This window comes from Streptomyces sp. NPDC020983, assembly GCF_044333485.1.
Lineage (GTDB): Bacteria > Actinomycetota > Actinomycetes > Streptomycetales > Streptomycetaceae > Actinacidiphila.
In genome coordinates this window covers 47,133-59,516 of record NZ_JBIRRA010000013.1, presented here as the reverse complement: position 1 = coordinate 59,516, position 12,384 = coordinate 47,133, and the positions used below count along the sequence as shown (strand labels likewise).

Sequence of the window (12,384 nt, the reverse complement as noted above, 5' to 3'; positions counted from 1 at the left end):
ATGCACACCGACCCGCACGACCCCGAGCCCGCCCCCGACGTCCTCGCCCTCGACCTGGAGTCCCTCCGCACCGTCGACCACCCCGTGCTCGCCGCCCTGGTGGAGGACCTGCGCGAGCGCGTCGCCGCCCCCGGCGGCGGGGCACTGTGGGGCTTCGACAACGCGATGTGACCCGGCGGCACCCACGCGTCACCCCCACCCCGCCAAAACCCCCGTCAACAGGACGCGCGTCGCGGACTTACGGCCAAAAGCCGTGCCCGGGCGTTTGCACCGGGCCGCCCGACGGGAATCACCGCGGGGGCCGGCGGGGCGGCCCCGACGGACGGGGAGGCGGAAAGTGGCGCAGCGACCGACACACAGGGTCCTGCGAGCCGACGTCGCGAAGGAGCGGACCTCCGGCGCCGCGGACGCTCCGCGCCCCGGCGGCCCGGGCACCGTGCGGGCCAAGGGCGCGGGCGGCAGGTCCGTCAGCAGGACGGACGGCGCGCCGGGCGCGGGCGCGGCCCCCGTGGGCGGTGCGGCCGAGGGCGCCGAGGGTGCGGACGCCGTGCGGGAGGTGGCCGGCGGGCCCGCCCTGCCCGTACGGCAGTTCATCCTCAAGACCCACAGCCGGTGCAACCTCGCCTGCACGTACTGCTACCTCTACGCCGGGCCCGACCACGGCTGGCGCGGGCGCCCCCGGCAGCCCGCCGCCGAGGTCGTACGGCGCACCGCGGAACGCATCGCGGAGCACGCCGCCGCGCACGGGCTGCGCGAGGTCGCCGTCGTCCTGCACGGCGGCGAACCGCTGCTGGCCGGCGCCGGACGGCTCGCCGCGGACGTCGCACTGATCCGCCGTACGGTGCCCGCGACCGTGCACGCCACCGTCCAGACCAACGCCACGCTGCTGACCGGGGACGCCGTCCGCACGCTGGCCGACGCGCGGATACGCGTCGGCGTCAGCCTCGACGGCGGGCGGGCCGCGCACAACGCCGCGCGGGTCGACCACGCCGGGCGCCCCGGCTGGCCCGCCGCGGCCGCCGGGCTGCGGCTGCTCGCCGAGACCGCCCCCGAGGCGTACGCCGGTGTGCTGAGCGTCGTGGACCTGCGCCACGACCCCGCCGAGGTCTACGACTCGCTGCTCGGCCTCGCGCCGCCCGCGATCGACCTGCTGCTGCCGCACGGCAACTGGTCCACCCCGCCGCCGGGACTGCCCGCACCGCCCGGCGACCCGGCGCCGTACGGCCGCTGGCTCACGGCCGTCTTCGACCGCTGGTGGCAGGCCGACCGGCGGCGCACCCGGGTGCGGCTGTTCGAGGAGTGCGTGGCGCTGCTGCTCGGGGTGCCCGCCGCCACCGAGCGGCTGGGGCTCCAGCCCTTCACCGCCGTCGTCGTCGAGACCGACGGCAGCATCGAGCAGGTGGACTCGCTCAAGTCCGCGTACGAAGGCGCCGCCGCCACCGGCATGGACGTCTTCCGGCACAGCTTCGACGACGTGCTCGCCCACCCCGGGGTCGCCGCCCGCCAGGCGGGCCTGGCCGCCCTCGGCCCCGACTGCCGGGCCTGCCCGCTGGTGACCGTCTGCGGAGGCGGCCACTACGCCCACCGCTACCTGGCCGGCGAGGGTTTCCGCAACCCTTCCGTCTACTGCGCCGACCTCGCGTTCCTGATCCGCCACATCGGCGCCCGTCTCGCCGCGGCGGCGGGCGCCGGATCCGGTGGCCACGCCCCCCGGGAGACAGTCCGGTGAACGTACCCGATGCCCTGCTCCGCAGCCTCGGCACCACCGGCGGCGACGCCGCCGTGCTGGAGATGCTCGTGGCGCAGCAGCGCCGCCGCCGGCGGCTGATGCTGCGCGCACTGCTCGACGCCGTCGCCGCGGCCCCGCCGTCCGTGCTGCCGCCCGCCGCGGCGGCCCGCGTCCTGGCCGACTGGCAGCTGCTCGCCGCCGCCGAGCGGGCCGACCCGCCCGCCGCCCGCCGCGTCGTCGACTACCCGCTGACCGGCGCCTGGGCCGAACGCACCCTGCGCGCGCTGACCTCCGCGCGGCCCCCGGCCCCGCGAGACGGCGGTCCGGCCCCCGCGCCCGGCACACCGGCCGGCCTGCTCGCCCACCTCGGGGCGCTCGCCGCGGCGGCCGCCGCACGGGCCGGGCTGCGGTTCGGCGCGGAAGTGCCGGTGGCCGACGGTGTGCTGGTGCTGCCCACGCTGGGGAGCTGCGCCGTCGCGGGCGCGCCCGCGAGCGTGCGGGTGACGGGGGAGGGGAGCCGGCTGTGGCTGCACGCGGCGCCCGGCGGGAACGGTCCCGCGGGGCACGACGGCCCGCACCCGGGGGGCGCCGGGGCGCGCACGCGGCGGGTGGAGGTGCGGTGCGGGCCGGACGGGGTGTGGCGTTCGGCCGCCGCGGCCTGGCGGCCCATCAGGGCGCTGTGGAGCCCCGCCGGCCATCCGGTGCTGGTCGACGACAGCGACCCGTACCGCGACGAGGAGCGCAGCTCCAACCCGTACGGCCTGATCGCCTCCGGCGTCCTGGACGGCGCCCGCCACGCGCGGTGGCGCACCGCGTGGCGCGACGCCCGGCCGCTGCTGCGTCTCGGCGCGGGCGAGCGGGCCGCCGAGGCCGACACCCTCCTGGACTGCTTCGTACCGCTCGTGGACTCGCCCACCGCCCGCTCCAGCGCGACCCGCAGCGACGCCTTCGGGGCGGTGCTCACCAGCATCCCGCGCAGCGGCCTGGAACTGGCCGGCACGATCGTCCACGAGCTCCAGCACACCAAGCTGCTGGCCCTGTCCGAGGTGACCGCGCTGCACACCGCGGGCGCGGAGCCCCGCTACTGGGCCCCGTGGCGCCCCGACCCCCGGCCCTTCGACGGGCTCTTCCAGGGCGCGTACGCCCACCTCGCGCTCGCCGACTTCCACCAGCGCGTCGCGCTGAGCGGCGCGCCGCCCGCCGTCCGGGACGCCGCGTGGGCCGACCACAGCCGGTGCCGCCAGCAGGTGGAGGCCGCGCTGCCCCAGTTGCTCGGCTCCAGCCGCCTCACCCCGCAGGGCCGCACCCTGGTCACGGCGATGGCCGCGCACCACGCCCGGCTCAAGGAGACCGCCCCGCCGGACGGCCATCTGGCGCGGGCCACCGCCTACGTGGAGACCGCCCGCGTCATCTGGCGCCGCCGGGCGTCCTGACGGCGCGGACCGCGCCACCCGCCGCGCTGACCGGGCGGTGGCCCGAAGTGACCGGAACGTCCGCGATTCGGCATGACGTCGCGTCAACGGGGGATCAATCAGTGTAGTTTCTGGCCCAGGCCGCCTGGCGGCCCGTCAGAACCGCGCATGCAGCACACGAGGGAGACGGTCCTATGCCCGCAGGGCGCAGCACCGCGGCGGCACTCGCTCGCGGACCGGTGACGATCAGCTTCGCCGGATACAACCGTGCCTGGGCCTCCTGGATCGCCAGCAGGCTGGAGAAGCACGGCGTGCAGGTGGTGCTCCAGCGCTTCGACATCACCCCCGAGGCCAGCATCGAGGAGGCCCTGGGCGATCTGCTGCTGGCCGAGGGCCGGGTGCTGATCATCCTGTCGGAGTGGTATTTCCGCCTGGGCCCGCGCACCCATGACGAGTGGAACACCGCGCTGCGCCGCGTCGTCCCGCCCCACAACGAGCGCTTCGCCGCGGTGTCGGTGACCCCGGCCGCGCTGCCCAGCGCCGCCGCCGCGCTCAGCGCCGCCGACCTGTGGGGCCTCGGCGCCTCCGAGGCGGAGCGCAGGCTGCTGACGCGGCTGGGCATGAGCCCCTCGCGGAGCACCCCGGGCGACACCGCCGGCGGCCCCCGCTTCCCGCTGGAGCAGCCCGCGGTCTACGGCGGGGTGCCGCGCCGCAACACCCGCTTCACCGGCCGCGAGGAACTCCTCGGCGAGCTGCACACCACCTTCCAGCAGGCCGCGCCCGGCGCCGCCGTCGTCACGCTCTACGGGCTGTCGGGTGTGGGCAAGACGCACATCGCGACGGAGTACGTGCACCGCTTCCAGACGGAGTACGACGCGGTGTGGTGGGTGCGTGCGTCCGAGCGCGGCACGCTGCGGGAGAAGCTGGCGGGGCTGGCACCGGCACTGGGTCTGGTGACGGGGCGTGAGTACGGCGAGCGGTTGCGTGCGGTGCGGGACGCCCTGCGCCGTGGTGAGCCGTACGGGCGCTGGCTGGTGGTGCTGGACGGCGCGGATCAGCCGGAGGACGTCTACGACCTGGTGCCCGCCGGTCCGGGGCATGTCCTGATCACGTCGCAGAACCGCGAGTGGGGCGAGCACAACAGTTCGCTCATCGAGGTGCCGGTCTACGACCGGGTGGAGTCGGTGGCGTTCGTGCGGCGGCGCGCGCCGCGGCTGGGTGAGGCCGAGGCGGACCGGCTCGCCGATGCGCTGGGCGACCTCGCGCTGGCTCTGGACCAGAACGCCGGGGCGCTCAACGACTCGACCACGCCGGTCGACGAGTACATCGAGCTGCTGCGCCGTGGGGCGGACGTGGAGCCGGGCCTGAAGGTCGCCGCCGACTTCCAGATGACGTACTACACGGCCTTCTCGATACTGCTCAACCGGCTGCGCGAGGACAAGCCCGAGACGGTCGACCTGCTGCGGCTGTGCGTCTTCTTCGCCCCCGGCCCCATCCCGGTGCGCCTGCTGCGCGAGATGCAGATCCGCGACGTGCCGGAGAAGCTCGCCGGGCTGCTCGGCGACTCCGTGCTGTGGAACAACGCGATCGACAAGCTCGCGCAGTGGTCCGTCATCCAGGTCGACCCGCAGGAGACCGCCGCGGAGGAGACCGTCGGCACCAACGAGGTCGTCCAGATGCACCGGCTGGTGCACCAGGCCGTACGCGCCGAGATGCCGCAGGACGAGCAGAGCGACTACTCACGCGTCGTCCGCAAGATCCTCGCGGCCGCCGACCCGGCCCGCCCCGCCGACACCCGGCTGTGGCCGCGCTACGCGGAGATCGTGCCGCACCTGGAGGCCTCCGGCGCACTCACGAGCACCAACCCGGAGATCCAGGTCATGGTGCTCAACTGCCTGCGCTACCTGTACCTGTCCGGCGAGTACCGCACCGGTCTGCAGATCGCCGAGATCGCCGCCGACCAGTGGCCGCGGCTGCTGCCCGCCGGGCACCCCAAGCTGTGGGACCTCGTCCACCACCAGACCAACCTGCTGCGCGCCACCGGCGACATCCGCGCCTCCGAGGCGATCGACCGCGCCGCCTACGACCGGCTGTGCGGGGACCGCGGCGACCGCGACCTGCTGGTGCTGCGCGCCGCCGGGAACCTGTCCGCCGACCTGCGCAGCCTGGCCCGGTACGACGAGGCCCTGCGGCTGCTGGAGTTCGCCCGCGACGGCTACCGCGAGCTGGTCGGCGTCCGCGACTCGCGCACCCTCAGCGTGCAGAAGAACATCGCGCTCACCTACCGCCTGCTCGGCCGCTACGACCAGGCCATGCGGCTGGACCAGGAGACCATGGAGGCGCGCCGCGAGCTGCTGCGCGACCGGCACAACTGGACGCTGTCGTCGGAGAACTCCTTCGCGCACGACCTGCGCCTGCTGGGCCGCTACGAGCAGGCCACCTCCGTCCAGGAGCGCAACTGCGAGGTCCACCGCACCGTCCTGGGCGCGGACAACCCGCAGACGCTGCGGGCCGAGCACAATCTCTCCCAGTGCTACTACCGCGGCGGCGACCGCCATCGGGCCGCCTCGCTCATGGCGGGGCTGCTGGAGCGCTGCGAGCGGGTGCTGGGCGACACCGACCCGCTCACGCTGCGCGTGAAGGCCAGCTACTCCGCCTTCGAACGCGAGCACGGGGACCTCGACCGGGCCCGCGAGCTGGGTGAGGCCGTGCTCCGCGAGTACCGCATCCAGCTCGGCGAGCGGCACCCGTACACCGCGGGCATCCTCGGCAACCACGGGCTGATCCTGCGGGCCGCGGGCGAGCGCCAGCAGTCCCAGCTGGAGATCGAGTCCGCGCTGGTCACGATGACCGCAGCGGTCGGCGAGGACCACCCGTGGACACTCGGCTGCGCGCTGAACGCCACCGCCGCCCGCAACTTCGCGGGCGACCCGGAGGGCGCCGCGGAGCTGAGCCGGATCACCGCGGACCGCGCCACGGCGACGCTCGGCAAGGAGCACCCGCTGACGCTGTCCTGCCGTATCGCGCTGGCCACCGACCTGCGGAACCTGCGCCGCCGCCCCGAGGCCGACAAGGTCGAGGAGGAGGCCCTCGCCATCCTGTCCGGCACCCTCGGCCCCCAGCACCCGCACACCGTCGCGGCCCGCTCCCGGACCCGCCCCTACTGGGACTTCGAGCCCTTCAGCTCCTGACGCCCGGCGCGGCGCGCCCGGACGCGAACGGCGGGTGGCCCGCACCGGAGAACCGGTGCGGGCCACCCGCCGTTCGTCGTGCGCCCCGGCACGAGGGCGTCAGATCTCGAAGACCTCGTTCAGCAGCTCCTCCTGCTGCGCCTGGTGGCGCTTGGCGGAGCCGACCGCCGGCGAGGACGACGCCGGGCGGGACACCCGGCGCAGCCGGTCGGCGTTGTCGGGGGCGGCGCCGAGCAGCAGGTCGAGGTGGTCGATCAGGTTGAGGGCGATGAAGGGCCACGCGCCCTGGTTCGCCGGCTCGTCCTGCGCCCACACGAACTTCTGCGCCTTCGTGTACGGCGCGACGGCCGCCTGGATCTCCACGCCCGGCAGCGGGTAGAGCCGCTCGACGCGGATGAAGGCCACGTCGTTCGCGCCGCGCTTCTCCCGCTCCGCGACCAGGTCGTAGTAGATCTTGCCGGAGCAGAAGACGACCTTGCGGACGGCCTCGGCCTCGACCGAGTGGTCGCCGATGACCGGCTGGAAGCTGCCCGAGGTGAAGTCCTCGGCCTTGGACGCGGCCGCCTTGAGCCGGAGCATCGACTTCGGGGTGAAGACGATGAGCGGCTTGTGGTGCGGGTTGTGCACCTGCCAGCGCAGCAGGTGGAAGTACTGCGCCGGGGTGGTCGGGACCGCGACCGTCATGTTGTTCTGGGCGCACAGCTGGAGGAAGCGCTCGATGCGGGCGGACGAGTGGTCCGGGCCCTGGCCCTCGTAGCCGTGCGGCAGCAGCAGCACCACACCGGAGGTCTGGCCCCACTTCTGCTCCGCCGAGGAGATGAACTCGTCGACGATGGTGGCCGCGCCGTTGACGAAGTCGCCGAACTGCGCCTCCCACATCACCAGCGCGTCCGGGCGGGCGAGCGAGTAGCCGTACTCGAAGCCCATCGCCGCGTATTCGCTGAGCAGCGAGTCGTAGACGTTGTAGCGGGCCTGGTCCTCGGACAGGTAGAGCAGCGGGGTGTAGTCCTCGCCGGTCTCCCGGTCGATGATGACGGCGTGCCGCTGGCCGAAGGTGCCGCGCCGCGAGTCCTGGCCGGCGAGCCGGACCGGGGTGCCCTCCAGCAGCAGCGAGCCGATCGCCAGCGTCTCGCCCATGCCCCAGTCGATCGTGCCGTCCTCGACCATGGCCGCGCGGCGCTGGAGCTGCGGCAGCAGCCGCGGGTGGACGGTGACGTGCTCGGGGATGTTGACCTGCGAGGCCGCGATGCGCTTGACGACCTCGGGGGACACCGCGGTCGGCACCGCGACCGGGAACTGCGACTGGTTGCCGGACTGCTCCTGCGCGGCCGGCGCGGAGGTGGCCTCGCGGACCTCGGTGAAGACCTTCTCCAGCTGGCCCTGGTAGTCCTGGAGCGCCTGTTCGGCCTCTTCCAGGGTGATGTCGCCGCGGCCGATGAGCGACTCGGTGTAGAGCTTGCGCACCGAGCGCTTCTTGTCGATCAGGTCGTACATCAGCGGCTGGGTGAAGGCCGGGTTGTCGGACTCGTTGTGGCCGCGCCGCCGGTAGCAGATCAGGTCGATCACGACGTCCTTGTTGAACGCCTGGCGGTACTCGAAGGCCAGCCGCGCCACGCGGACCACGGCCTCCGGGTCGTCGCCGTTGACGTGGAAGATCGGCGCCTCGATCATGCGGGCCACGTCGGTGGCGTACATCGACGAGCGGGCCGACTCCGGGGCGGCGGTGAAGCCGACCTGGTTGTTGATCACCACGTGCACGGTGCCGCCGGTGCGGTAGCCGCGCAGCTGCGACATGTTGAGCGTCTCGGCGACGACGCCCTGGCCGGCGAAGGCCGCGTCGCCGTGCAGCGCGATGGGCAGCACGGTGAAGTCGGTGCCGGCCTTGTTGATGATGTCCTGCTTGGCGCGGGCGATGCCCTCCAGGACCGGGTCGACCGCCTCCAGGTGGGAGGGGTTCGCGGCGAGCGAGACCTTGATCTGCTCGCCGTCCAGTCCGGTGAAGGTGCCCTCGGCGCCCAGGTGGTACTTGACGTCACCGGAGCCGTGCATCGACTTCGGGTCGAGGTTGCCCTCGAACTCGCGGAAGATCTGCGCGTACGACTTGCCGACGATGTTCGCCAGCACGTTGAGCCGGCCGCGGTGCGCCATGCCGATGACGGCCTCGTCGAGCCGCGACTCGGCGGCGGCGTCGATGACCGCGTCCAGCAGCGGGATGACCGACTCGCCGCCTTCCAGCGAGAAGCGCTTCTGGCCGACGTACTTCGTCTGCAGGAAGGTCTCGAAGGCCTCCGCGGCGTTCAGCCGGCGCAGGATGCGCAGCTGCTCCTCGCGCTCGGGCTTGGCGTGCGGGCCCTCGATGCGGTCCTGGATCCACTTGCGCTGCTTGGGGTCCTGGATGTGCATGAACTCGATGCCGACCGTGCGGCAGTAGGAGTCGCGCAGCACGCCCAGGATGTCGCGCAGCTTCATGAGCGACTTGCCCGCGAAGCCGCCGACGGCGAACTCCCGCTCCAGGTCCCACAGCGTGAGGCCGTGCTCCAGGATGTCGAGGTCGGGGTGCTTGCGCTGGCGGTACTCCAGCGGGTCGGTGTCGGCCATGACGTGGCCGCGGACCCGGTAGGAGTGGATCAGCTCGAAGACCCGCGCGGCCTTGGTGACGTCGTCGTCGTGCGCGGTGTCGATGTCCGTGCGCCAGCGGACCGGCTCGTACGGGATGCGCAGCGACGCGAAGATGTCGTCGTAGAAGTCGTTCTCGCCGAGCAGCAGCTGGCTGACGATCCGCAGGAACTCGCCGGAGGCGGCGCCCTGGATCACCCGGTGGTCGTACGTGCTGGTCAGCGTCATGACCTTGGAGATGCCGAGCTTGTTCAGGGTGTCCTGCGAGGTGCCCTGGAACTCCGCCGGGTAGTCCATCGAGCCGACGCCGAGGATCATCGACTGGCCGGGCATCAGGCGCGGCACCGAGTGCACGGTGCCGAGGCCCCCGGGGTTGGTCAGCGAGGCCGTGACGCCCTGGAAGTCGTCCATCGTGAGCTTGCCCGAGCGGGCGCGGCGGACGATGTCCTCGTAGGCCTGCCAGAACTCGAAGAAGTTCAGCGTCTCGGCCTTCTTGATGGCCGCGACGACGAGCTGGCGGTCACCGTTGGGCTTGACCAGGTCGATCGCCAGGCCCAGGTTGACGTGCTCGGGCTTGACGAGGGTGGGCTTGCCGTCCTTCTCCGCGAAGGAGTAGTTCATCGACGGCATCGTCCTGAGCGCCTGCACCATGGCGTAGCCGATCACGTGCGTGAAGGAGATCTTCCCGCCGCGGGCGCGCTTGAGGTGGTTGTTGATGACGATGCGGTTGTCGAACAGCAGCTTCACCGGGATGGCCCGCACCGAGGTGGCGGTGGGCAGCTCCAGCGACGCGCTCATGTTCTTCGCGACGGCGGCGGCCGGACCGCGCAGGGTGACGAACTCCGTCTCGGCCGGAGCCGCGGGGGCGGCCTTCGCGGCGGGCGCGGCCTTCGCAGCGGCAGGGGCGGCGGGAGCGGCGGGCGCCGGGGCGGCCGGAGCCTTCGCGGCGGGTGCCGCGGGCTGCACGGGGGCCGGAGCCGGGGCCGGCGGCTGCGCGGGCGCCGGGGCGGCCGGAGCCGGGGCCGGGGGCGCCGCGGGGACGGCGGCGGGAGCCGGGGCCGCGTTCGCGCGGGCCGCGGCGCCCGAGGCGCCGCCCTGGCCGGCGGGGGCCGCCGGAGCGGTGGAGCCGTCCGGCTTGTAGTCGGCGAAGAAGTCCCACCAGGCTCGGTCTACCGAGTTCGGGTCCTGGAGGTACTGCTGGTAGATCTCATCGACCAGCCACTCGTTGGGGCCGAAACCCCCTGCGGGGCCCTCGCCCTGCGCTTCGTGGTCGGTCGTGACACTAGAGCTATTGGGGGACTGTGGCGACACGGCGGCAACCGCCCTCTTCCGCTTCACAAGATGGTGGACAGCGGAAATAAAGGCTACGCCTACCTGGCCCTGCGTCGCAGGCCCGGGGGCCAGTCGTCGTGTACGTCACACCGAAAACCTGGTTTCGGAGCCGTTCGTGGCGGGAAATTGGTCCCTCTTGAGGGTTGTCCGACCAGAAGTGGCCGCTGTGCCCGGGATGAACGTCGCATGAACTGCGGGCACCGCCGGGGCGAGGCCGTCAAGGCGCCGCCGTGCCGCTGCCCGGAAGGGTGACATGGATCCGGCAACCGCGGGGCGATTCGGCCACCTGGATCCGGCCGCCGTGCAGATCCACCGCCCAGCGGGCGATGGCGAGCCCCAGCCCCGTCCCCCCGTCGCCGCCGGGCTGGGAGCCGCGGTGGAAGCGCTCGAAGACGCGTATCCGGTCCGCCTCCGGGATCCCCGGCCCCTCGTCGAGGACGTCCAGCTCCAGCGACCCCGGCGCCGCCCCGGCCCGCGCCCTCACCGTCACCCGGCCGCCCGGCGGGCTGTGCTTGACGGCGTTGTCGACGAGGTTGGCGACCACCTGGTGCAGCCGCTCCCCGTCGGCGTAGGCCACCAGGCCCGGCGGCGAGACGTCCAGGTGCAGCGGCACGTCCGCGCGGGCCCGCGCGCGCGAGCCGCCCGAGCCCATGCCCAGGCTCGCGGTCTTCAGCACCGCCGAGAGGTACGGCCACACCTCGAACCGCTTGGCGTCCAGCCGCACCGCGCCGCTGTCCAGCCGCGACAGGTCCAGCAGCTGGCTCACCAGCTTGCCGAGCCGCTCGGTCTGCTGGAGGGCCAGCCGCATGGTCTCCGGGTCCGCGGCCGACACGCCGTCCACGACGTTCTCCAGCACCGCGCGCAGCGCCGCGATGGGGGTGCGCAGCTCGTGTGAGACATTCGCCACCAGCTCCTTTCGGTGCCGGTCGGCGGCCGCGAGGTCCGCGGCCATCCGGTTGAAGGTCCCGGCCAGCTCGCCGACCTCGTCCCGGCGCACCCGGGCGACGCGGCGGCTGTAGTCGCCGGCCGCCATGGCGCGCGCGACCGCCGTCATCTCGCGCAGCGGGGCGGTCAGGTTGTCCGCGACGATCTGGGTGATCAGCAGCGAGGCGATGATCGAGAAGATCGTGATCACCCGCAGCCCGGTCGCCGAGTGGATCGCCAGGAACACCAGCCCGGTGGTGATCAGCACCGACACCAGCACCAGCGCCGCGAGCGCGGCCTTGATCGAACGCAGCGGGTCCCAGGGCCGCAGTGCCTCCCACGCCTGACGCCACCAGCGCCGCAGCACCCCGCCCCGCCCGGCGTACGCCGTCCCCTCCCGGCCCGTGCTCACGCCGACGGCGTCTCCAGCGCGTACCCCACGCCGTGCACGGTACGGATCCGGTCCGCGCCGATCTTGCGGCGCAGCGCCTTGACGTGGCTGTCGACGGTACGGGTGCCGGACGCGTCGGCCCAGTCCCACACCTCGGCGAGCAGCTGCTCGCGCGAGAGCACCGCCCTGGGCTGCTGGGCCAGGCACACCAGCAGCTCGAACTCGGTCGGCGTCAGGTGCACGTCCGCGCCGGCGACCCGGACCCGGCGCTGCGCGTGGTCGATCTCCAGGTCGCCGAGCTGGATCACGGCGCCGCGCGGGCTGTGCGCGGCCGTCGCGGCACGCTCCACCCGGCGCAGCAGCACGTGCACCCGGGCGGCCAGCTCGCGCATCGAGAAGGGCTTGGTCATGTAGTCGTCGGCGCCCACCCCGAGACCGACGAGCATGTCGGTCTCCTCGTCCCGCGCGGTGAGCATCAGCACCGGCACCGGCCGGTCCGCCTGCACGCGGCGGCACACCTCGTGGCCGTCGTAGCCGGGAAGCATCACGTCCAGCACCAGCAGGTCGGGCTGCCAGGACCGGGCGGCCTCGACCGCCGCCGGACCGTCGCCCGCGGTGCGCACCTGGAAGCCCTCGGCTTGCAGGCGGGCCGCGATGGCCTGCGTTATCGTCTGGTCGTCCTCGACCACCAGCACCCGGCGCTGAGCGCCGGTCGTCTGCGTGCCGTCCACAATCCGCCCCAAAAACTCGTCCTGGCTACCCGGCAGCGTACGGGGCGGGGCGCCGCTG

The 12,384-nt window shown here is 73.6% G+C and carries 7 protein-coding genes; 4 read left to right on the top strand and 3 right to left on the bottom strand.

Annotated elements, in window-relative coordinates; translation table 11 throughout:
- From fxsA to fxsT, 4 genes are all read left to right on the top strand, one after another.
- Positions 1–171, top strand: a complete 171-nt coding sequence (gene fxsA / locus ACH4SE_RS26830) for an FxSxx-COOH cyclophane-containing RiPP peptide (RefSeq protein ID WP_398546045.1) — start codon at positions 1–3, stop codon at positions 169–171.
- 376 nt (positions 172–547) lie between these two features.
- Entirely contained in the window at positions 548–1,729 is a 1,182-nt protein-coding gene (locus tag ACH4SE_RS26825) for an FxsB family cyclophane-forming radical SAM/SPASM peptide maturase (protein ID WP_398546196.1), read from the top strand.
- Positions 1,726–3,162, top strand: coding sequence for an aKG-HExxH-type peptide beta-hydroxylase (locus tag ACH4SE_RS26820; protein ID WP_398546044.1), 1,437 nt, complete (start codon positions 1,726–1,728; stop codon positions 3,160–3,162). Before ACH4SE_RS26825 ends, ACH4SE_RS26820 begins: the two co-directional genes overlap by 4 nt.
- Positions 3,163–3,335: 173 nt before the next feature.
- Complete coding sequence (gene fxsT / locus ACH4SE_RS26815; protein WP_398546043.1) at positions 3,336–6,332, top strand: FxSxx-COOH system tetratricopeptide repeat protein; 2,997 nt, start codon at positions 3,336–3,338, stop codon at positions 6,330–6,332.
- Between the two features lie 99 nt (positions 6,333–6,431).
- On the opposite strand, the gene ACH4SE_RS26810 is transcribed toward fxsT, so the two are convergent.
- From ACH4SE_RS26810 to ACH4SE_RS26800, 3 genes are all read right to left on the bottom strand, one after another.
- Positions 6,432–10,259: a multifunctional oxoglutarate decarboxylase/oxoglutarate dehydrogenase thiamine pyrophosphate-binding subunit/dihydrolipoyllysine-residue succinyltransferase subunit gene (locus ACH4SE_RS26810; RefSeq protein ID WP_398546042.1), complete on the bottom strand. Its 3,828-nt coding sequence runs from the start codon at positions 10,257–10,259 to the stop codon at positions 6,432–6,434.
- A 238-nt stretch (positions 10,260–10,497) separates the two neighbouring features.
- Positions 10,498–11,571, bottom strand: coding sequence for an ATP-binding protein (locus ACH4SE_RS26805; RefSeq protein WP_398546195.1), 1,074 nt, complete (start codon positions 11,569–11,571; stop codon positions 10,498–10,500).
- Positions 11,572–11,612: 41 nt separating this feature from the next.
- Positions 11,613–12,326, bottom strand: coding sequence for a response regulator transcription factor (locus tag ACH4SE_RS26800; RefSeq protein ID WP_398546041.1), 714 nt, complete (start codon positions 12,324–12,326; stop codon positions 11,613–11,615).
- Positions 12,327–12,384: the final 58 nt, after the last annotated feature.